At 72.0% G+C, this 21,812-nt stretch carries 14 protein-coding genes and 2 pseudogenes; 10 read left to right on the forward strand and 6 right to left on the reverse strand.

Annotated features, from left to right (window positions below; translation table 11 throughout):
- The first annotated feature begins 8 nt into the window (after window positions 1-8).
- A complete protein-coding gene (locus KQY30_RS03305; RefSeq protein ID WP_217305473.1) occupies window positions 9-731 on the forward strand; it encodes a chitinase in 723 nt (240 codons plus the stop codon).
- A 175-nt stretch (window positions 732-906) separates the two neighbouring features.
- A pseudogene (gene pgm / locus KQY30_RS03310) lies at window positions 907-2,546 on the forward strand (phosphoglucomutase (alpha-D-glucose-1,6-bisphosphate-dependent)).
- Window positions 2,547-2,625: 79 nt separating this feature from the next.
- On the opposite strand, the gene KQY30_RS03315 reads toward pgm, so the two are convergent.
- On the reverse strand, window positions 2,626-4,194 hold the full coding sequence (locus KQY30_RS03315; RefSeq protein WP_217305474.1) for a GMC family oxidoreductase: 1,569 nt from the start codon (window positions 4,192-4,194) through the stop codon (window positions 2,626-2,628).
- Between the two features lie 111 nt (window positions 4,195-4,305).
- On the opposite strand from KQY30_RS03315, the gene KQY30_RS03320 reads away from it, so the two are divergent.
- Window positions 4,306-5,808: an aldehyde dehydrogenase family protein gene (locus KQY30_RS03320; protein ID WP_217305475.1), complete on the forward strand. Its 1,503-nt coding sequence runs from the start codon at window positions 4,306-4,308 to the stop codon at window positions 5,806-5,808.
- Window positions 5,809-5,874: 66 nt separating this feature from the next.
- Here KQY30_RS03320 and KQY30_RS03325 read toward each other — a convergent pair whose 3' ends face one another.
- Window positions 5,875-6,963: a pentalenene synthase gene (locus KQY30_RS03325; protein ID WP_217305476.1), complete on the reverse strand. Its 1,089-nt coding sequence runs from the start codon at window positions 6,961-6,963 to the stop codon at window positions 5,875-5,877.
- Window positions 6,964-6,997: 34 nt separating this feature from the next.
- Complete coding sequence (locus KQY30_RS03330) at window positions 6,998-8,362, reverse strand: cytochrome P450 (RefSeq protein ID WP_217305477.1); 1,365 nt, start codon at window positions 8,360-8,362, stop codon at window positions 6,998-7,000.
- Window positions 8,363-8,719: 357 nt separating this feature from the next.
- Here KQY30_RS03330 and KQY30_RS03335 point away from each other — a divergent pair, with 357 nt between their 5' ends.
- Window positions 8,720-9,268 (forward strand): DUF4142 domain-containing protein, encoded by a 549-nt coding sequence (locus tag KQY30_RS03335; protein WP_254406918.1) that lies wholly within the window; start codon window positions 8,720-8,722, stop codon window positions 9,266-9,268.
- Between the two features lie 85 nt (window positions 9,269-9,353).
- Here the strand turns inward: KQY30_RS03335 and KQY30_RS03340 are convergent, their stop codons facing one another.
- A complete protein-coding gene (locus tag KQY30_RS03340) occupies window positions 9,354-10,766 on the reverse strand; it encodes a hypothetical protein (RefSeq protein WP_217305478.1) in 1,413 nt (470 codons plus the stop codon).
- 186 nt (window positions 10,767-10,952) lie between these two features.
- Between KQY30_RS03340 and KQY30_RS03345 the strand changes: the two genes are divergently transcribed.
- The 4 genes from KQY30_RS03345 (at window position 10,953) to ispG (ending at window position 16,416) form a co-directional block, all read left to right on the forward strand.
- Complete coding sequence (locus KQY30_RS03345) at window positions 10,953-12,005, forward strand: polyprenyl synthetase family protein (RefSeq protein WP_217305479.1); 1,053 nt, start codon at window positions 10,953-10,955, stop codon at window positions 12,003-12,005.
- Window positions 12,006-12,071: 66 nt separating this feature from the next.
- Window positions 12,072-13,388: a 4-hydroxy-3-methylbut-2-enyl diphosphate reductase gene (gene ispH, locus KQY30_RS03350; protein ID WP_254406919.1), complete on the forward strand. Its 1,317-nt coding sequence runs from the start codon at window positions 12,072-12,074 to the stop codon at window positions 13,386-13,388.
- Window positions 13,385-15,247: a 1-deoxy-D-xylulose-5-phosphate synthase gene (locus tag KQY30_RS03355; RefSeq protein WP_217305480.1), complete on the forward strand. Its 1,863-nt coding sequence runs from the start codon at window positions 13,385-13,387 to the stop codon at window positions 15,245-15,247. The genes ispH and KQY30_RS03355 overlap by 4 nt, the downstream gene beginning before the upstream one ends.
- A gap of 32 nt (window positions 15,248-15,279) precedes the next feature.
- Complete coding sequence (gene ispG, locus KQY30_RS03360; RefSeq protein WP_217305481.1) at window positions 15,280-16,416, forward strand: flavodoxin-dependent (E)-4-hydroxy-3-methylbut-2-enyl-diphosphate synthase; 1,137 nt, start codon at window positions 15,280-15,282, stop codon at window positions 16,414-16,416.
- A 108-nt stretch (window positions 16,417-16,524) separates the two neighbouring features.
- On the opposite strand, the gene KQY30_RS03365 is transcribed toward ispG, so the two are convergent.
- Together KQY30_RS03365 and KQY30_RS37075 are read right to left on the reverse strand one after the other, a co-directional pair.
- Complete coding sequence (locus tag KQY30_RS03365; protein WP_217305482.1) at window positions 16,525-17,523, reverse strand: hypothetical protein; 999 nt, start codon at window positions 17,521-17,523, stop codon at window positions 16,525-16,527.
- Between the two features lie 231 nt (window positions 17,524-17,754).
- Window positions 17,755-17,886 carry a hypothetical protein gene (locus tag KQY30_RS37075; RefSeq protein ID WP_302185298.1) on the reverse strand — a complete coding sequence of 44 codons (132 nt, stop codon included), beginning with the start codon at window positions 17,884-17,886 and terminating at the stop codon, window positions 17,755-17,757.
- Window positions 17,887-18,257: 371 nt separating this feature from the next.
- Between KQY30_RS37075 and KQY30_RS36165 the strand changes: the two are divergent.
- Both KQY30_RS36165 and KQY30_RS03370 read left to right on the forward strand, forming a co-directional pair.
- Window positions 18,258-19,975 (forward strand): annotated as a pseudogene (locus KQY30_RS36165) (ABC transporter ATP-binding protein).
- An 89-nt stretch (window positions 19,976-20,064) separates the two neighbouring features.
- Window positions 20,065-21,810, forward strand: a complete 1,746-nt coding sequence (locus KQY30_RS03370) for an ABC transporter ATP-binding protein (RefSeq protein WP_254407528.1) — start codon at window positions 20,065-20,067, stop codon at window positions 21,808-21,810.
- Window positions 21,811-21,812: the final 2 nt, after the last annotated feature.

The following is a 21,812-nucleotide window of genomic DNA, read 5'->3' on the forward strand; positions in this document are numbered from 1 at the left end:
GGGACCCGATGCGTACACGCACGCGCGTGCTGATCACCGCGACCGCTTCGGCCGCCGCGCTCTCGCTGGTCTCCCTCGCACCGTCCTCGGTGACCGGCACGGCACAGGCCGCTGATTTCATCGTCAGCGAGGCCCAGTTCAACCAGATGTTCCCGAACCGGAATCCCTTCTACACGTACGGCGGACTGACCGCGGCGCTGAGCGCCTATCCCGGATTCGCCGGGACGGGAAGCGACACCGTACGGAAGCAGGAGGCCGCTGCGTTCCTGGCGAATGTCAGCCACGAAACCGGCGGTCTGGTCCATGTGGTGGAACAGAACACGGCGAATTACCCGCACTACTGCGATGCTTCGCAGCCCTACGGCTGCCCGGCGGGAGTGGCCAAGTACTACGGCCGCGGCCCGATTCAGTTGAGCTGGAACTTCAACTACAAGGCCGCGGGCGACGCGCTGGGCATCGATCTGCTGAACAATCCAGATCTCGTGCAGAACGACTCGGCCGTGGCATGGAAGACCGGACTCTGGTACTGGAACACCCAGAGCGGTCCCGGCACCATGACCCCGCACAATGCCATGGTGAACGGCGCGGGTTTCGGCGAGACCATTCGCAGTATCAACGGCAGCATCGAATGCAATGGCGGAAACCCCGCCCAGGTGCAGAGCCGGATCGACCGCTACACGAGTTTCACCGGGATCCTCGGAGTGGCGCCGGGCGGCAATCTCGGTTGCTGATGCAGACACCGCAACGCCGCCAGGGGCGGTGCCACCGGCTCACCGGCCGGTGGCACCGCCCCTTCGCGACGGCGGCGCTCCGCCCGGTACGGCGGGGCGCTCGCGGCGCGCTCCGGCGGCCCGGGAAAATGGGCCGGGGAACCGATCGCAGCAACCGACCTGGAGGAGTGGGCAGATGCCGCACGAACGAGCGGGACAGCCGGCCCGGCCGGAGGATCTCATCGATGTCGCCCGGCTGGTGACCGCGTACTACGCACTGCGCCCGGACCCGGCCGAGCCGGCCCAGCGCGTGGCGTTCGGCACCTCCGGACACCGCGGATCGTCCCTCGCCACCGCGTTCAACGAGGACCACATCGCCGCGACCAGCCAGGCGATCTGCGAATACCGCGCCGGACAGGGCACCACGGGCCCGCTCTTCCTGGGCGCCGACACCCACGCGCTGTCCGAGCCGGCCCGGGTGACCGCCATCGAGGTCTTCGCCGCCAACGAGGTGACCGTCCTCATCGACAGCGCGGACGGCTACACCCCCACCCCGGCTGTGTCGCACGCAGTCCTCGCCCACAACCGCGGCCGCGCCTCGGGGCTCGCCGACGGTGTGGTGGTCACGCCGTCCCACAACCCGCCCGCGGACGGCGGTTTCAAGTACAACCCGCCGAGCGGCGGCCCGGCCGGTTCCGAGGCCACCGGCTGGATCCAGGACCGGGCCAACGAGATCATCGCGGGCGGGCTCAAGGACGTACGGAGAATCCCGTACGCCCGTGCCCTGGATGCGCCGACGACCGGACGGTACGACCTCCTCGGCGCCTATGTGACGGATCTGCCGGCGGTACTGGACCTGGACGCGGTGCGCTCCGCGGGGGTACGGATCGGCGCGGACCCGCTGGGCGGGGCGTCGGTCGCGTACTGGGGCCGTATCGCCGAGCAGCACCGGCTCGATCTGACGGTGGTCAATCCGCTGGCCGACCCCACCTGGCGGTTCATGACGCTGGACTGGGACGGGAAGATCCGGATGGACTGCTCGTCGCCGTACGCCATGGCCTCGCTGATCGACCGGCGCGACGAGTACGCGATCGCGACCGGCAACGACGCGGACGCCGACCGGCACGGCATCGTCACGCCGGACGCCGGGCTGATGAACCCCAACCACTATCTCGCCGCCGCCATCGCCTATCTCTACGCACACCGCGAGCGCTGGCCGGCCGGGGCGGGCATCGGCAAGACGCTGGTGTCGTCCGGGATGATCGACCGGGTCGCCGCGGATCTCGGGCGCGAACTGGTCGAAGTGCCCGTCGGCTTCAAGTGGTTCGTGGCCGGACTGTCCGACGGCTCGCTGGGCTTCGGCGGGGAGGAGTCGGCCGGGGCGTCCTTCCTGCGGCGCGACGGCTCGGTGTGGACGACCGACAAGGACGGCATCATCCTGGCGCTGCTGGCCTCGGAGATCCTCGCGGTCACCGGGCGTACGCCGTCGGAGCACTACGCCACGCTCACCGGCCGGTTCGGGGCGCCCGCGTACGCCCGTATCGACGCGCCCGCCACCCCGGCGGAGAAGTCGGTGCTGGCCCGGCTCTCCCCGAGCAGGTCACGGCGGACACGCTCGCGGGCGAGCCGGTCACCTCGGTGCTGACCGAGGCGCCCGGCAACGGGGCGCCGATCGGCGGTATCAAGGTGATCACCGAGAACGCCTGGTTCGCGGCCCGCCCCTCGGGCACGGAGGACGTCTACAAGATCTACGCGGAGTCGTTCCTCGGGTCGGACCATCTCGGGCGGGTCCAGGAGGAGGCGAAGGGGGTCGTGGCGAGCGCGCTGGAAGGCTGAGACACGGCGGACGGGCCGCGGAACGTCAGCCGGTGCTCGGGAGCGTCGGTTGGCGTTCCACTGCTCGGTCGGCGTTCCGCTACGGAGTGCGCCGGAGGAGGTCCGCGGCTCGTTCGGCGATCGCGTAGACGGTGGCCACGGTGTTGGCGGACACGATCGTCGGCATCACCGAGGCGTCGGCCACCCGCAGTCCGCCGATCCCGCGCACCCTCAGCTCCGTGTCGACGACGGCCATCCCGTCCGTACCGATCCTGCATGTGCCCACCTGGTGCGAGTACGTCCGCAGGCTCGCGTACAGATACGCGCGCACGGCGTCGCCGTCGTCGTCCCGTACCCTGGGCCCGGGCAGGACCTCCTCGCCGCGCCAGGTGTCCAGGGCCTGGGCACGTCCGATCGCGCGGGCGATCCGCAGTGCGGCGGCCATGGCGTCCAGGTCGCGGGGGTCGCCGTAGTAGTCCGGGTCCAGCCGGGGCGGCGTCCCCGGCCGGGCACCGGCCAGCCGCACGGAACCGCGGCTGCGGGGCGCCACCGCCGAGAAGGCGATGGAGATGCCCTGCCCGGGATCGGGCAGCCGGGGCGGCAGCGCGGGGGCGTGGTACGGGATGTCCATGACCTGGAACTGGAGGTACGGCACGTCCGCCGCGCCCGGGGCATCCGGCGCGTCCCGGCCGGCGGCGGCGTTCTGGGCGGGGTCGCCGCGCACCAGGCCGATCACCTCCGCGTGGTTGTTCACCCCGGCCGGTATCGGCCGCGCCGGGCCGTAGACAACGGTCGACCGGGGATGGTCCTGGAGATTCGCGCCCACTCCGGGAAGGTCCAGAACGACCTCGATCCCCATCTGGCGGAGATGGTCCCGGGGCCCGATGCCCGACTGCATCAGGAGCTGCGGCGACCCCACCGTGCCCGCGGTCAGGACGACTTCTCCCCGGCACCCGGCCCGGAACACCTCGGTGCCCACGCCGTACTCCACCCCCGTACAGCGCCCGTCCTCCACCAGGACCCGATGGGCCGACGCCTCCGTCACCACCCGGAGGTTGGGGCGGCGCAGCACGGGCGCGAGATAGGCGTCGGCGGCGCTCTGCCGTCTGCCGCCGACGATATTGAGATCCGCCCAGCCGAAGCCGCGCTCCAGTCCGCTGTTGATGTCCGCCACGAGCGGGTAGCCGGTCTCGGCCGCCGCCGCCAGCCCTGCCCATGCGACCGGATGCCGGGATTCCGCGGGCCGTACGGTCAGGGGTCCGCCGACGCCCCGTACGGCCGGATCGCGCCCCTCGGCGTGTTCGCTGCGCTTCAGGTACGGCAGCAGGTCGTCGAATCCCCAGCCGGTGGCGCCGGCCGCGGGCCACGCGTCGTAACCGGAGCGGTGGCCACGGAGAAAGCACATGCCGTTGATGGCGGAGGATCCGCCGAGGCCACGCCCGCGCGGCCAGGGGATCTTCGTACCGGTCGCGGACTGCGCCACCGAGACACCGGCCCAGTCCGCCGATGTCCCCTGGAGCGCCGGCCAGGTGGACGGCGCGGTCTCCAGCGGCCTTCGGCTGCCGGCCTCCAGCAGGAGTACGCGGGAACCGGCGTCCTCCGACAGCCGCGCGGCCAGCACACAGCCCGCGGTACCCCCGCCCACCACGATGACGTCGTACAGGTCCACTGTGGATTCCCTTGCGCGACTGCGGATCCCCTTGCGGTTCGTCCCACCAATGGCAGGGTACTAAAAAGGGGCAAAATGGGTTAATTGCCTTCTGCGGGAGAGGAACGGCCGATGAGCACCGGAATACGCGGCGAAGCCCCCGGTACGGACACGATCCCCGGCGTCGACGAGATCGCCGACCGCCATTGGCGCATGCTGATCGGCGGCCGGCTCACCGATGCCGCCTCGGGCGCGACGCTCGATGTGGTGAACCCGGCCGACGCGAGCACCATCGGCCGCTTCCCTCAGGGCGACGCGACCGATGTGGACGCCGCGGTCGACGCGGCGCGCACGGCGGCGCCGGGCTGGGCGGCCACGTCCATCACGGACCGTGCGCGCGTGCTCCGCGAATTCGCCGACGCGATCGAGGCGAACGGTACGGAGCTGGCCTGGATCGACACCATGGACTACGGCAGCCCGGTCACGATGATGCGGAACGACGTCCGTATCGCGGTGGCGCAGCTCCGCTACTTCGCGGGCCTCGCGCTCCAACTCCGCGGCGAGACCATTCCGATGGCCGACCGGAACGCGATGGACTTCACGCTGCGGGATCCGTTCGGGGTGGTGGGCCGGATCGTACCGTTCAACCATCCGCTGATGTTCGCCGCGGCCCGGATCGCGGCCCCGCTGCTGGCCGGCAACTCCGTGGTACTGAAACCGGCGGAGGCGACCTCCCTGTCGGCGCTGCGGCTGGGCGAACTGGCGGCGGACATCGTGCCGGACGGTGTGCTGAATGTCGTCACCGGGCTGGGCGGGGTGGCCGGGGACCGGCTGGTGACCCACCCGGATGTGCCGCGTATCGCCTTCACCGGCTCCGACACGGTCGGCCGCGGGATCCAGGCCAGGGCCGCGAGCGCCGCGGTCAAGAAGGTCACGCTGGAGCTCGGCGGGAAGAACCCGCTGATCGTCTTCGCGGACGCCGATCTGGACGAGGCCGCCGACAGTGCCGTACGGGGAATGAACTTCACCTGGCAGGGCCAGTCCTGCGGATCGACGTCACGGCTGCTGGTCCACCGGTCGGTGTACGACCGGGTGGTCGGCGAGGTCGGCCGGCGGATGGACCGGATACGGATGGGCGACCCGCGGCTGTCCGACACGGAGATGGGGCCGCTGGCCTCGGCGAACCAGTACCGCAAGGTGACCGGTTATGTCCGGGCGGGCCTGGCGGATCCCGCGCTGGAACTGATTACCGGCGGCAAGATCCCGGACGGCCCGGGCTTCTTCGTACCGCCCACGCTCTTCTCCGCCCCTTCGGGCGCGACCGGCCCGCTGTTCAGCGAGGAGATCTTCGGCCCGGTGCTGGTCGCGGCGCCGTTCGACAGCTACGACGAGGCCATCGCCCAGGCGAACGCTCTGCCGTACGGGCTGACCGCCGCGGTCTGGACGACCAGCCTCCGTACCGCCATGGCGGCGGCCCGCGATCTGCGGACCGGTTACCTCTGGGTCAACTCCAGCGCCGCGCACCTGCCCGGCACCGCCTTCGGCGGCGTCAAGAACTCGGGGGTCGGCCGGGAGGAAGGCATCGAGGAACTCCTTGAATACACCCAGCCCAAGAACGTCTACCTCCGCTTCTGACCGGCGGGCCGGTGGTGATGACGAGCCGGGCGGCCATGTCGCGCGGGCGCCGCTCCCGGCCGGGCGTCATCGCGCGGGCGGGACGGTGACGATGTCGTCGAGGCAGCCCGAAGCGCTCAGCAGGGCGATGGATTCCGCGGAGTAGCGGTTGCTGACGGCGCACCAGTCGTAGCTGGCGCGCATCGCGGCACGCATGTCCCCGATCAGTTTGTATCCGTCGGTGCGATCGGCGGGAGCGATGCCCAGCCGGTCGCAGACGCCGGGCATCCGCGCCTCCAGCCGCAGGAATCGATCGGTCCACTCCCGGACCATGCCCACGGCGCGGGTCAGGGCTTCCGGGCGGGTGCAGGACCACTGGTGCTGGAGCACGAGGACGAGATTGTGGGGATCGCCGAGTGCTTCTTCCTTCTCCAGCCCCAGCAGGTCGTTGACGATACCGGCGACCAGCACGGTCAACCCGTACATCTCCTGGAAGGGCCCGCTGCGGTAGACCGGCTCGGGGACCTCGTACCGGCCTATGCGCTCGGCCGCGTCCAGCAGCACGTACATGATGCCTGTCCGGTTTCTCAGCGCGAGGTATTCGGCCGTGTCCGGGACATGGCCCTTCCGGCGGTTGTCCGCCTCGGAGACGAAGGACAGCAGGTAATCGCGCCAGTTCCGGGCCGCCCGCTCCTTCCATGCGGCGCTCATCCCCGCCTGTTCCCGGGCCCACAGGTCGGCCAGGGCGTTCCTGGCGGCCGACGCCGGACCGGGAGGGGGAGCGTGGCACTCGCCCTGAGGCCGGTCGAACACTCGGGTCAGGGGGGCCAGGATCCGGGTGACCGCGTCGGGCCGGTGACCCACGTCCCCGTCGAATTGATCGTCCAGAAGCATGAGCCAGCCCAGCAGGTCGGTGGCGAATTCGAGATCGTCCGCCATCGCGTCGGGATACCAGCGGGCAGGCAGTTCCGCGGGCCGCCACGACAGGAAATGCCCGGCGGCCTCCGGACTGCGCAGCAGGTCGAAGTCCGTGAGCCAGGAGATGAGTTGGGTGTTCGCGCGCGCCAGGTGCGGATTCATCCGCGGCGGAAACGGGATGTCGAACTCGATCCTGCCGGGCGACGGGTCCTCGCTCGGAAAAGCGTCGGCAGCGGAAACGGTGTTGTTGTCCTGCATGGGGACCGGCCTTCTTTCCTCCGCCGGATACGGGTCAGGCGGGCTCGACCGTCACCGGCAACCGGTTGGGCCGGATGACGGCCGAGGTGACCTCCCGGACGGTGTGGCCGGGCACGGGCCGGACATCCCAGTGGGCGAGGACGGTGGCGGCGACAGTGATCATCTCCGTACGGGCGAACACGTCGCCGACGCATTTGCGGCCGCCCGCCCCGAACGGCATGTAGGCCTGCCGGGGGCAGGAGTCGCGCCGTTCCGGCAGCCAGCGGTCGGGGTCGAAGCGCTCGGGACCGGGAAACAGCCGAGGGTCCCGGTGCAGGGCATGAAGGCTGAACCCGATTTCCGTCCCGGCCGGGAGGCGGACACCGTCGATCTCCACGGGCTCGACGGCGCGGCGCGTCAGGAAGGGCACCCCTTGCAGGCGCAGCGCCTCGTCGACGACGCGGCCGGTGTATTCGAGACGCCCCACGTCCTGGTGGCGGATGAGCCTGGAACGCGCGACCTCCCGGGCCTCCTCCCGGACCCGCCTCGCCGCCTCGGGCAGCCGGCCGAGTTCGTGGAAGATCCAGGCGAGGGTCGCCGCGGTCCCCTCGATTCCGCCGACCAGGATCGTGACGAGTTCGTCCCTGATCTCACGGTCGTCGAGAGCCTGACCCGTGTCGGCGTCCCGCGCGAGCATCAGGCCGGAGAGCAGGTCGCCGTGATCGCGGCCGTCGGCACGGTAGGCGCGGATCACCTCGTCGATGACCGTGCGCATACGGCGGGAAGCGGCGTTGAACCTGCGGTTCGCGGGGACCGGGACGTGGTCCAGGAAGCGCGGCAACAGGGTCCGGACGAGCAGGTTGTCGAAGATGACGGGGCCGTCACGGCGTACGGCGAGTTCGGCCCGCCGGCCGAGCGGCGCGGAGAACATGGCCTCGGCCAGGATGGCGGCGACCAGACCGCACAACACCTCGTCCAGCACTACGGTCCGGCCCGGCTGCCACGATTCGGTCATGGCCGCTGTCCGCCGGGACATGATGGCCGTGTAGTCCACGATCCGGTCACGGTGGAAGCTCGGCTGCACAAGCCTGCGGTGGGAGCGGTGGACTTCCGCGGAGGCGGTCGCCAGACCGTCCCCGGCCAGCGGACGGAGCCGGTCGAAGAACCGGCCCTTCTCGAAACTGCGTGCTTCGGTGACCAGGAGACCGTGGACCAGGTCGGCGCGTGTGACGCAGCAGACCGGGAGAGTTCCGATGTCGATCCGGACGAGGTCGCCGGCCGATGACAGGCCCCGCAGGAATTCCAGTGGGTGCCGCCACAGGGACAGCGCGTGGCCGAGGACCGGGAGCCGGCCCGGTGCGACGGGGACGGCGGCCAGGCCGGCCGGCAGGACCGGCGCGGCCCGTGTCTCGTTGGTCATGGTCAGCCTCCCGTGGACGGCGGATCGCTGGATCGCTACGGCCGTACTCGCAGGCTGCGCGGCGACCACGGACAGCACCACCCCGTGACCGCCACGACGGAGTGAACGCGTTGAACGCCTTGTCCTGACCGGCTCCTTCACCGCCTCCGTCACTGACTCCATCTCCGCCTTGGCCTCCGCCCGGGGCCGGGGAACGCGGCGGGCGGCGGCCATTGGTGTGAGGAAAGAGTGATTGTGTGACCACGCCCTGTGGCGAGGGAAAGCATCATCACCCGGACACCGACTCGCGTGCCCGTTCAGAAACCGGTCCGACGCCGATCTCCGTGTGCCCCGGACCGGGCGAAGGGAGCGACGCAGATGACTGCTGTACGACGTATGGCCGCCGCCGCGATACTCGTGGCGCTGACCGGCATATCCGCCATACCGGCGCCGTCCGCGTTCGCGGCGGCCCCGGCCGAGACCCCTGCCGCGACCGACGCGCCCTTTCTCACGACGATCCACCAGGCGAACCTGGCGGAGATCGCGGCAGGAGAGGACGCGGGCAAGAACGCCAGGGCGGCCTGTGTGAAAAGCGTCGGCGCGCGCATCGTGCGCGACCACAGAAAGCTCGATGCCGGTGTGATCGCGCTGGCGGCCAAACTCGGCGTCACCCTCCCGGCCGGGCTCACCACGGCGCAGGAGGAAGACCTCGCCGCCATACAGGCCAAGGCGGGCACACACGCGTACGACCCCTCCTGGCTGGCCGACCAGGCCACCAGCCACATCCAGGCGCTGGCCCTGATCGACACCGAGGTCAAGACCGGCGGGAACGCCGAAGTCCGGGCGGCAGCCGCGGCCGCGCGTCCCGTCGTCGCCACGCACCTCGCGCTGATCCGCGCCTGCGAAGCCGAAATCGGCGCGTCGTAAAACCCCTTGGCAGATCCGCCGCAGCGGAAAGGCGGTGCCGGAGGCGCCGGCACCGCCTTTGACGCGCTCTGCTCCAGGGCGTCGCTCAGTAGATGTCGTCGCCCGCCTTCAGGAATGCCCCCGCCCGCTTGCGGACCGCGGCCGCCTGTCGCTGGGCGCCGTGCGGGGCGAGGGCGCCGGAGAGACGGTCGAGGGCCTGGCGGGCCTGGGCGGAGCGCAGATGGGGGTAGTGGTCGAGGAACTGGTTCCAGTGGGTGCAGGCGGCCTCCAGATGACCGATGCGCAGTAAGGTTTCAGCAAGCAGCCCGTGCGTGAGGGCGTAACTCTTGTGCTGGGTCGCGGAACGGTGCCGTACCGCGTCCCGCAGCGCGGTCAGGGCCTGCTCGGGCTCCTTGAGCGCCAGAAGCACCTCGGCCTTCAGATAGTCGAGCCCCGCACGCGGATAGGCGGTGAACGGGCCCGGCGGACTTGACGCCCGGTCATGGGCGCTCTCCGCCGCGGTGAGATCCGCGAGCGCCTCCCGGCGCCGGTGTTCATGGGCATGGGTCAGGGCACGCTGGGCGTGTACGAAGGCACGTACCGCGGGGTCGGGGGTACGGCCCGCGGTGTCGATGGCGGCCTCGGCCAACTGGTGGGCGTGGTGCGGGTGGCCGAGCAGCGTCGCCTGGGTGCTCAGGGCGCGCAGGGTGATGGCGGCGGTGGTGTTCTCGCCGCTCTCGTGGGCGAGGTCGATGGCGGTCCGGTAGTAGCGCTGGGCCAGCCCGTGGTGGCCCGCGTCAGTGGTCATGGTGCCGAGGATGTGGGTCAGGCGCGCCGTACCGACCAGCAGGTCCCTGTGGACCGCGGTGGTGGCGGGCGCGGCCAGCAGGGCGCACACGTCGTCGGCGAGATAGGCGGCCAGGGCGGTACGGGCATGACCGCCGCCGTGCGCGCCGGAGAGCGAGGTGAACAGCCGGGCGACGACATCGAGTGTCTGCGCCGTGGCGGCGGTGGCCGAGGGGCCTGTCCGCCCGCCGACTCCGGCCGTGGCCGGCGCGGAGCGCGGCGGCACCCGGTCGGAGGGCCGTGGCGTCCGGCCGGCCGGCACGGGGTCGCTCAGTACGTAGGACGAGCGCAGCAGCGGGCCACGGCGTCCGGGGTCGGACTCGGAGCGGCAGAGCACGGCCAGCCGGGCATCGGGGCCGGCCGCGCCGAGACGGGCGAACCACGGGGCGGCGGGCACCGGTTGGGTGAGCCCGGTGTCCTCGGCCGTGACCAGACGGGCGGTACGACGGCTCAGCGCCTGGGCCACCAGATCGGGCACCGGCGGGCGCGGCCGGGAGCCGCTGAGCCAGTGGGCCACCGACGTCCGGTCGTAACGGAGGGTCCGGCCCTGCGCGGCGCCCAGCGTGTTGACGTCGCGGGCCAGTTCCGCGCCGCTCATGCCCGTCTCCGTCAGCAGGGCCGCGAGCCGGGAATTGGGACTTTTGCGCGGCATTTGCTCATCGATCTCCTTCATGGGGGCAAGTGTCCGTGGAGGTGGATCTGTCGCATTGTTCACTGTGGTCCCGCGTCTGTACAGGCGCGTGCAACGCGTTCACGCACCCACCGTCCCATATGACCCGTCACCCCCCTCCGGACGCCGGTTAATGGACCTGGACCGGACGGCGACAGGCCGGCGGTGGGACCCCGAGGGGGCGCGGAGATGACGGATGTGACCGGCGCGACGAAGGCCGGGCGGCGGTCCGCCGAGGACCAACTGGCCCTGGCCCGGCGCCTGGTCGTACCACCGCTGCGGTCCTGGGTGGGGCATCTGCCGGTGCACACCCGGCACGTGGCCGAGTACCACTTCGGCTGGCGGGACGGTGCGGGGAGGGCGCTGCGCGGCGGTGGCGCGGTGGGCAAACTGGTGCGCCCGGCGCTCGCGTTGGGCTGTGCGCGGGCGGTGGGCGGCAGGCCGGAGGACGCCGTCGACGCGGCCGTTGCGGTGGAGCTGGTCCACAACTTCTCGCTGCTGCACGACGATGTGATCGACCGGGACGGGACGCGGCGTCACCGGCCCACGGTCTGGCGGGAGTTCGGTGTCCCCGCCGCGGTGCTGACGGGAGACGCGCTGCTCTCCCTCGCCTTCCGGGTGCTGGCCGAAGGGCCCGCCGGGCGGGACGGGGCCGCGGTCCGGGTGCTGGCCGCTGCGGTCACCACGCTGATCGAGGGCGAGGGCGCGGATGTGTCCTTCGAGACGCGGGACGACGTCGGCGCCGCGGAATGCGCGGCCATGGCGGCGGACAAGACGGGCGCGCTCATGGGCGCGGCCTGCGCGCTCGGGGCGCTGACCGCGGGCGGCGACCCGGCCGGGGCCGAGCGGCTGGCCGCCTTCGGGCGCCATCTGGGCACCGCGTTCCAGGCGGTGGACGACCTGCTGGGGATCTTCGGTGACCCGGGGGTCCTGGGCAAGCCGGTGGGGGCGGACCTGGCGGCCCGGAAGAAGTCCCTGCCGGTGGTCGCCGCTCTGGCCTCGGACTGCCCGGCGGGCGCCGAGCTGCGGCTGCTCTACGCGGACCGGGAGCCGCTGGACGGCGCCCGGCTGGCACGCGCCGTGGAGCTGGTCGCCGCGGCGGGCGGGCGCGACGCGGCACGCGAGCTGGCCGACGTGCGGTGTGCCGCGGCGCACGCCTGTCTGCGCCAGGCCCGGGCCGCGCCTGCGGCGGCCGATGAACTGAGCGCGCTGGCAGATCTGCTGACGAGACGTCAGTACTGAGCCGGGCCTGCCGGCCTGCGGTGATGTCAATCCGGAATGTATTCGTTCGACGGACGGAAGAGGCAGATGAGTGAAGCGGCTGTGCGCGACGGTGTCCCGCACCTCCACCCGATGAATGTGATCAGGCCCGTGGGCGGCGGTGTGCTGGTGGCCGACCGGCTCCGGCTGCACGGCGGCCTGTTGGTGCCCTGTCGCGGAGCACCTCTGCTCGCGGGCACTCTGACCGGGGAGGGCCTCCCGGTGCGGACGGCCGAGCTCACCGTCGTGGACAACGCCGGTGACGGTCCGGGGGCTTCCGGCGGTCACCGGGGAGGCCGGGGCGTGTGGACCGAAGTCACCGTCGGTACGTCCGGATCCGCCCCGGCGATGGCGCTCGCGGCCGCCACCGACGACCTCGCCGAGCTGCCCGTACTGCACGCGGCTCTGGACGCCTGGCGCTCGGTGTGCCGCCCGCGCACGGTGCTGCTCGCGGCCCCCCGCTCGTTCTGCGCGGGCGTGGAACGCGCCATCGAGGTGGTGGAACGGCTGCTGGAGCGCCGTACGAACGGAACGCCGGTCCATGTGCGCAAGCAGATCGTCCACAACACCCATGTGGTGCGTGAACTGGAGGAACGCGGCGCCGTGTTCGTGGACGAGCTGGACGCCGTACCGGACGGGGCGACCGTGGTCTTCTCCGCGCACGGAGTCTCCCCGCAGGTCAGGCGGGTGGCCGCGGAACGGGGCCTGGATGTCGTCGATGCCACCTGTCCGCTGGTCACCAAGGTGCACAGCGAGGCGCGGCGGTTCGCCGAGCGGGGCGACACGGTCCTGCTGATCGGCCACGCGGGGCACGAGGAGACCGAGGGCACCGCGGGCGAGGCGCCCGGCCGTACGGTGCTGGTGGAGTCCGTACGGGACGCCGAGACACTGCGGGTGCCCGACCCGTACCGGGTCTCGTACCTCACCCAGACCACCCTCGCGATGGACGAGACCGCCGACATCATCGCCGCCCTGCGGCAGCGCTTCCCCCATCTGCGCGGGCCGGGCAGCGAGGACATCTGCTACGCCACCACCAACCGGCAGCGTGCCCTGGAGGCGGTCGCCGCCGAGGCCGACGTGGTCCTTGTCGTGGGGTCGGCCAACTCCTCCAACTCGGTGCGTCTGGCCGAACTGGCGGAGCGCCACGGCAGCCCCGCCGAACTGGTCGACAGCGTCGCGGACATCCGCCCCGAGCATCTGGCCGGGGCCGCCACCGTGGGCCTGACGGCGGGCGCCTCCGCACCGCCCTCACTGGTCGACGGCGTGCTGAACGCGCTCTCAGGTCTCGGGCCGATCAACGTCGAGGAGCGGGAGACCGCCGTGGAAGATGTGCGTTTCGCCCCGCCGAGGACGGTGAACCGATGACCACCAGTACGACGAGCCTGCTCTCCCGGATCGAGGGACCTGACGATGTACGGGCCCTGCCGTCCGGGTCGTTGCCCGCGCTGGCCCATGAGATACGCGAGTTCCTCGTGGAGAAGGTGTGCGCGGCCGGCGGCCATCTCGGTCCCAACCTCGGCGTGGTGGAGCTGACCATCGCCCTGCACCGGGCCTTCGACTCGCCCCGCGAGCCCGTTCTCTTCGACATCGGCCACCAGGGCTATGTGCACAAGATTCTGACGGGGCGTCAGGACTTCGGCCGGCTGCGGCAGCGCGGCGGCCTCTCCGGCTATCTCAGGCGTGACGAGTCCGCGCACGACTGGATCGAGAACTCCCACGCCTCGACCGTCCTCGGCTATGCCGACGGCCTCGCCAGGGCCCGCGCCCTGAGCGGCATCCGTGACCCGGTCGTGGCTGTCATCGGGGACGGCGCGCTGACCGGCGGCATGGCCTGGGAGGCCCTCAACAATCTGGGCGCGGCCGAGCTGCCGGTGATCGCGGTGCTGAACGACAACGGCCGTTCGTACGCACCGACGGGCGGCGGACTCGGCGCTCATCTGGCCGAGTTGAGAAACCGGGCCGCGTCGTCCGAGCCCGCGCCGGCTCCCGCTCGCGGCACCCGCGATGTCTTCACCGGTCTCGGTCTCGCCTATCTCGGTCCGGTCGACGGCCATGACATCGAGGCCGTTGAGAGCGCTCTGCGCGAGGCCCGTGCTCTGCACCGTCCGGTGGTGGTGCACACGGTCACCGTCAAGGGGAAGGGCTATTCCCCGGCCGAGGACGACGAGGCCGACTGTCTGCATGCCGTGGGCCGCGTCGACCCGCTCAGCGCCGCCCCGCTGAGCCCCCCGGGACCCACCTGGACCTCCGTCTTCGCCGCCGAACTCGCCGCGCTGGGTGCCGAGCGCGAGGATCTGGTCGCCCTCACCGCGTCCATGCTCAGGCCCACCGGGCTGTTGCCGTTCGCCGAGCGGTTCCCCGAGCGGATCTTCGACGTGGGGATCGCCGAGCAGCACGCCGTAACCGCCGCGGCGGGGCTCGCGCTGGGCGGCCGCCACCCGGTCGTCGCCCTGTACGCCACCTTTCTCAACCGGGCCTTCGACCAGGTGCTGATGGATGTCGCCCTGCACGGGCTGCCCGTGACCTTCGTACTGGACCGGGCCGGCATCACAGGCCCGGACGGGCCGAGCCACCACGGCATGTGGGACCTCACCCTGCTCGGCGCGGTCCCCGGGCTGCGGATCGCCGCGCCGCGCGACGGCGCCCGGGTGCGCGAGCTGCTGCGCGAGGCGGTCGCCATCGGCGACGGGCCCACGGCGCTGCGGCTGCCCAAGGCCGCCGCCGGCGAGGACCTGCCGGCGGTGGAGCGCTTCGACGGCCTCGACATCCTGCACAGCGCCGCGCCACTGCCACCGGACGTACTGCTGGTGGGGGCCGGCGCGATGGCGGGTCCGGCCGTGGCCGCCGCGCGCGGGCTCGCCGGGCGGAACGTCGGGGTCACGGTCGCCGACCCGCGCTGGGTCGTGCCGGTGCGCCCGGCCCTGGTACGGCTGGCCGCCCGCCACCGGCTGGCGGTGAGCGTCGAGGACGGCGGCCGTACGGGCGGAGTGGGCGCGGCGCTCGCCCAGGCGTGCGCCGAGGCCGGTGTCAGTACGCCTGTGAGCGCTCTCGGGCTGCCGCGCGACTTCCTCCCGCAGGGCTCCCGTACCGGTCTCCTCGGCGACTACGGCCTCGACGAGGCAGGCATCACCGCGCACGTACTGCGGCTGCTGCGCACCCCGCGGTTCCGTACCTCGTCGATCCCCACCTCGCCGTCCCGCACCCCGCCGCCCCGCACCCCGTAGTCCGCAGTCCGCAGTCCGGAAAGGAACCCGCCATGAACCAGCGGTACGAGCCCGAGCGGCGGTACGAGCCGTCCGAGCCGCCCCGACGCCCCTCGCACGCCGTCCGGGTGGGCGATGTCCAAGTGGGCGGCGGCGCCCCCGTGTCCGTACAGTCCATGACGACCACGGTCACCGCGGACGTGGACGCCACGCTCCAGCAGATCGCCGCGCTGACGGCGGCGGGCTGCCAGATCGTACGGGTCGCCGTCCCGTCGGGCGACGACGCCAGGGCGCTGCCCGCCATCGCGGCCAAGTCACGGATCCCGGTGATCGCCGACATCCACTTCCAGCCGCGGTACGTCTTCGCCGCGATCGACGCGGGCTGCGCCGCCGTACGGGTCAACCCCGGCAACATCAGGCGCTTCGACGACCAGGTCGCCGATATCGCGCGGGCCGCGGACGCCGCCGGGATTCCCATCCGTATCGGCGTCAACGCCGGTTCCCTGGACCGGCGGCTGCTCGCCAAGCACGGCAGGGCCACCCCCGAGGCGCTGGTGGAGTCGGCGCTGTGGGAGTGCTCGCTGTTCGAGGAGCACGGCTTCACCGATCTCAAGATCTCGGTGAAGCACCACGATCCGCGCACGATGGCGGCCGCGTACCGGCTGCTGGCCCGGCGCTGCGACCATCCGCTGCATCTCGGCGTCACCGAGGCGGGCCCGCTGCTCCAGGGCAGCGTCAAGTCGGCTGTCGCCTTCACGCAGTTGCTCAGCGAGGGGATCGGAGACACGATCCGGGTCTCGTTGTCGGCGCCTCCGGTGGAGGAGGTGAAGGCCGGTCTGAGCATCCTCGAATCCCTCGGCCTGCGCGAGCGCGGCCTGGAAATCGTCTCCTGCCCGTCCTGCGGTCGCGCGCAGGTCGATGTGTACCGCCTCACCGAGCAGGTCCAGGCGGCCTTCGAGGGCTTTCCCCATCCGCTGCGGGTGGCCGTGATGGGCTGTGTGGTCAATGGTCCGGGCGAGGCGCGCGAGGCCGACATCGGTGTCTCGTCGGGCAACGGCAAGGGCCAGATCTTCGTACGCGGCGAAGTCGTGGCGACCGTACCGGAGTCGCGGATCGTGGAGACGCTGCTCGACGAGGCGCTGCGGCTGACGGACTCCGGAGCGGGCGGAGAGGACGGAGCCGGCGCCTGAAGGCGGCCTGCTGAGGGCGGCCTGCAAGCGCCGGGTCCAGAGCTGCTCGAAGGCGGCCGGAAAGCCCGGAAAGCGGTGGGCCCCGGAGCCGGAGGAGGCTCGAACAGGCTAGAGAAGGCTCGAATAGGCGGGCTCGCCGGGCGGTACGGGCCGGGCGTACCGCTGCGTCGAGCGGCTCCAGTCGTCGTAACCGACCATCGCCGAGCGCATGCAGTCGCAGAACCTGAGAACGGCCTCGGTCTCGTCGCCGGTCAGGTCATGGGCCCGGCAGGCACCGAGCAGCCGCTGCTCGATCCCGGCGAACTCCCGGCACCAGTCCCCGACCTGGTCCGTGATCGTACGCAGCGCCTCCCGACGCCCGCAGTCCAGCTCGTGCTCGACGACGAGGACGTAGTTGTACGGATCTCCCCGTGACTCCTCCTTCTCCAGGGAGTGCACATCATTGGCCGTGGTGACGAAATCACTGGTGATGTCCAGCATCCGGCACAGTTCGGGCATCTCCCGGGCCCGGGCGGAGGTTTCAAATCCGTATGCCTTCTCGCTGAGGTCCATCATCGCGTACACCAGACCGGACCTGCGGCGGAGCGGAACGAACTGTTCGGTGCCGAGCATCTTCCGCGCGGGCCGGTCACGCGACTCCTCCGCGCCCGCCTCCATGAACCAGCGGAAGTGCCGGGCCGTACGCCGCTGCCAGTCGGGCGTGGCACCTGAGGCCAGCCGCGACCACACATGGGCGAAGGCGCGGTACAGCGGCGCTTCCGGAATCCGCTCGGGCCAGGTCTCCCCGGGGCGCATCACACCGAGCACATCGGCGACGGCCCGGTCCAGTTCCTCGGCGGAGTGCCGGCGGCGGTCGTCGAACTGGTCGTCGTAGACGGTGCATGCGACGACCGCGTCCACCGTCAGATCCAGGCCGGGGCCCACGGCTGACGGCACCCATTCGGCCATCAGCTTCGCGATGTCCCACTGGTGGATCCGCCGCTCGTCGAGCGGGGAGGTCGCGAGGCCCTGCTGCCGGGCCCAGATCAGACTGCGTGCGCGCGCCCCTTCAATATCGGGGCTGGTGCGCAGCTCAAAAGGGAGGTGGAAGTCGATGTCCTGCGGCATGGTGTCCTCGGGGCGGGCTCGGGGGTGAGTGGCGGTCCGTGCTGAACTCACCCTGGCCGACCGGGCGGAGACCGCGGGCTGCCGCACCCTCCGCGATCCGTGCACGTGTTGAACGATCCCGTCCCGCTCCTGTCTCACGGTCCGGAGCGCGTCGAACGATCCCGCGAACGGTTCCGCGTGCCGTGGGCATCCGCCCGGTCCACCGCTGCCCGCCGAAACTCCGGCCGGGGATCAGTCCTCCGTCCCCGCCTCCTCACCGATCTCGGTTCCGGGCTCCTCCTCGCCGGACTCCGGCCCCGACGCCTCCGCGTTCACATCCGCGGAAGCCTCCTCACCGACCTCCGAGACGGGCGGATCGTCCATTTCGTTTCCCCCTTTTCAATTCGGTTACCCCGTCCTCGCAGGATACCCATCGGGGATTTACCGCGTACCCGGCCGTTGGTGAATTCTCTTCGTTCGTCAAGGCCGGGTGAGTCAGAAAGAATCCGGTGCCCCCCATTCCGCCGAGGAACAGAAAATGCCACAGGTTATTGACTTCCGCTTACCCCTCCCGCCACGCATGGCAATTGCCTGCCGCTGATCGAAAGGGAACTCGGCCGCGACGGCGCGTCGTGCCGTGATCCAAGGACGCCGACAGCAGTGGCCACCAGCAATAACTTAGTGTAGCCTTACCTAAGTTTTCAGGCTTACGCGCCTGACTGTCGGGCGGGGATCTCAGGAACCGGAGGGGTGCGGTGGGGGCGGAAGGCCCGGCGGGGCGGGATGTCCTGAGACGCGCGGTGACGGGGCAACGGCGCGATGTCGCGCTGTCGTCCCTCCTCGCGGCCGGGCATCAGGCGGGCGAGGCGCTCACTCCGGTGCTCATCGGCCTGGTGATCGACCGGGCCGTCGCCAGGAGCGACGGAGCCGCGCTGTGGTGGTGGACCGGCGTGCTGGCCGTCGCGTACATCGGGCTCTCGTTCAGCTTCCGGACCGGTGCGCGGCTCTCGGAGCGGGCCGCCGTCGCGGCCTCGCACGAACTGCGGATCGCGCTGGTCGGCCGGGTGCTTCATCCGGGGGGCGGCACCGAGGCGCTGGGGCTGCCCGGCGCCCTGGTGAACACCGCCACCGAGGACGCCAAACGGGTCGGCGCCGTGAACGTCGCGGTGATGGAGGCGGTGGCCGCGCTGGCCGCGCTGACCGTCAGCGCCGCGGCCCTGCTCTGGATCTCCGTACCGCTCGGCCTCGTCGTCCTGCTGGGCACACCGCTGCTGCTGTGGCTCGGCCATCTGCTGAGCGGGCCGCTGGAGCGGCGCAGCGAGGCCGAGCAGGAGCGGGCCGGGCAGGCGTCGGCGGTCGCCGCGGATCTCGTGGCCGGTCTGCGGGTGCTCAAGGGAATCGGCGCCGAGTCCGCGGCCGTCGCCCGCTACCGCTCCGCCAGCCGTGCCTCCCTGGCCGCCACCCTCCGCGCGACCCGGGCGCATGCCTGGCAGAAGGGAATGACCCTCGGGCTGACAGGTGTGTTCATCGCCCTGGTCGCCCTGATCGGCGGTCGGCTGGCCGCCGACGGCGACATCAGTCTGGGCGGGCTGGTCTCGGCGGTCGGGCTGGCGCTGTTCCTGCTCGGGCCGCTCGAAGTGGTCGGCTGGGTGAACGCGGAGTTCGCCCAGGGGCGTTCGTCCGCGGCACGTATCGCGAAGGTGCTCGCCGCTCCTCCGGCGGTGGAGCCCGGCCCGGCCGAACTGCCGGTGACGGTACGCGGCCATGTCCGGCTGCGGGGCGTCTCCCGCGCGGGTCTGCGTGATGTCGATCTGGAGGCCGCGCCCGGTGAGTTGCTCGGAGTGGTGGCCGACGATCCGGCGGACGCGCTGGCGCTGCTCGGCTGTCTGGCACGGGTGGCGGATCCGGACGCCGGGGCGGTGGAGCTGGACGGTGTGGCCCTGACCGCCCTGGACCCGGCGGAAATCCGGCGGGTGCTGCTGGTCGCGGGGCATGACGCCGACCTGTTCGAAGGCACACTGGCCGGCAATGTGTCGGCCGCTGTACGGCGCTCCCCCGGCAGCGCCGCGGAACTCCCGCGCGTCACGGCGGCGGCGATGGCCGCGGCCGGCGCCGACGAGGTCGCCGAGGCTCTCCCCAGGGCGCGGCGACGACGGTCACCGAGCGCGGACGGTCGCTCTCCGGCGGCCAGCGGCAGCGCGTGGCCCTGGCCCGGGCACTGGCCGCCGAGGCCCCGGTGCTGGTTCTGCACGACCCCACGACCGCGGTCGACACCGTCACCGAGGCCCGGATCGCCGCAGCACTCAGGGACTTCCGGCACGGGCGTACGACGATCCTGGTCACCACGAGCCCGGCGCTGCTCGCGGTGACCGACCGGGTGGTGTTCCTGCGTGGCGGACGCGTCACGGACGCGGCGCCCCACGCCCGCCTCGTACAGCGCCACGAGAGCTACCGGACGGCGGTCTTCGCGTGAAGGACGACCACACCCGGAGGGACAACCGCGCCACCGCGGACGACCGCACCGGGGAGAACGGCAACGCCGGCGAGGAGGACGGCCGGGCGCTGCTGCCCACCGCCTCCGCCCGCCGCACCCGCGCGGCGGTACGCGAACTGCTCCGCCCCCACCGGCCGTTGGCGCTCGCGGCCCTGGTCACCATGGTCGCCGCGACGGCGGTCGGACTGGTCGTGCAGCCGGTGCTCGGCCATATCGTGGACGTGGTCACCGAGGGCCGGCCGGCCGACGCGGTCGTCGCACCCGTGGCGCTGCTGGCGGCGGTCGCCGTCGTCCAGGGCGCCGCCACCGGCCTCGGGCTGTCGCTGGTCTCACGGCTCGGCGAGACCGTACTGGCCCGGTTGCGCGAGCGGTTCGTGGACCGCGCCCTGGATCTTCCCCTGGAGCAGGTGGAGGGCGCGGGCGCGGGCGACCTGACGGCGCGTGTCACCGGCGATGTGTCGCTGATCGCGGACGCGGTCCGCAACGCACTGCCCGAGCTGGCCCGTTCGGTGCTGGCGATCGTGCTCACCCTGGGCGCGCTGGCCCTGCTCGACTGGCGTTTCCTTCTCGCCGCGCTCCTCGCCGTCCCCGTACAGGCGTACACCGCGCGGTGGTACGTACGGAACGCGGCGCCGCTCTACGCCGAGCAGCGCATCGCCCACGGGGCCCAGCAGCAGCAGCTTCTGGACAGTATCGGCGGGGCGCGGACCGTACGTGCCTTCCGGCTGGAGGACGAGCACACCGAGCGGGTCACCGAGCGGTCCCGGTCCGTGGTGGCGCTCACCATGCGCGGTGTCCACCTGGTCCTGCGTTTCTACAGCCGGCTGCATCTGGCCGAGTTCACGGGTCTCGCGGCCGTACTGGTGGCGGGCTTCCTGCTGGTGCGTGCCGGTTCGGTCTCCGTCGGTACGGCGACGGCCGCGGCGCTCTACTTCCACAGCCTCTTCACTCCCGTCAACTCGGCGCTGATGCTGGTCGACGACGCGCAGTCGGCGACGGCGGGCCTGGCCCGGCTCGTCGGGGTGGTCGACCTGCCCCCCGTACGCGCGGAGGGACGGGCCGTACCGCGTGACGCGTCGGTCGCCCTCGACGGGATCGGTCACGCGTACCGGCCGGGGCATCCCGTCCTGCGCGGGGTGGATCTGACGGTCCGGCCACGGGAACGCGTCGCGCTGGTCGGGGCCAGCGGAGCGGGAAAGACCACCCTGGCGAAGATCACGGCCGGTATCCACCGGCCGTCCGAGGGCACGGTCCGGATCGGCGGCACGGAACTGGGCTCGCTCGGCGCTGCCGGGGTCCGCAGGAACATCGCCCTCGTCACCCAGGACCTGCATGTCTTCGCCGGGCCGCTCGCCGACGACCTGCGGCTGGCCCGTCCCGACGCCACCGAAGCGGAACTGCGCGCGGCGCTCGACCGCGTGGACGCGCTGAGCTGGGCCGCGCTGCTGCCGGACGGCCTGGCCACCGTCGTCGGCGAGGGCGGGCACCAGCTCACCGGCGCGCAGTCGCAGCAACTCGCCCTGGCACGGCTGGTGCTGGCCGATCCGCCCGTGGCGATCCTCGACGAGGCCACCGCGGAAGCGGGCAGCGCCGGGGCACGCGCCCTGGAGAAGGCCGCCGCCCGCGCGGTGGACGGCCGTACGGCCCTGATCGTCGCCCACCGGCTGACGCAGGCCGCGAGCGCGGACCGGATCGTGGTCATGGACGCCGGCCGGGTGGCGGAATCCGGCACGCACGACGAACTGCTCGCGGCCGGCGGCACATACGCGGCCCTGTGGGAGGCCTGGTCGTACCGCCGCGACGCCGCGCCCTGACC

Origin of the sequence: Streptomyces sp. GMY02 (assembly GCF_019056675.1) — a bacterium.
Taxonomy (GTDB): domain Bacteria; phylum Actinomycetota; class Actinomycetes; order Streptomycetales; family Streptomycetaceae; genus Streptomyces; species Streptomyces odonnellii.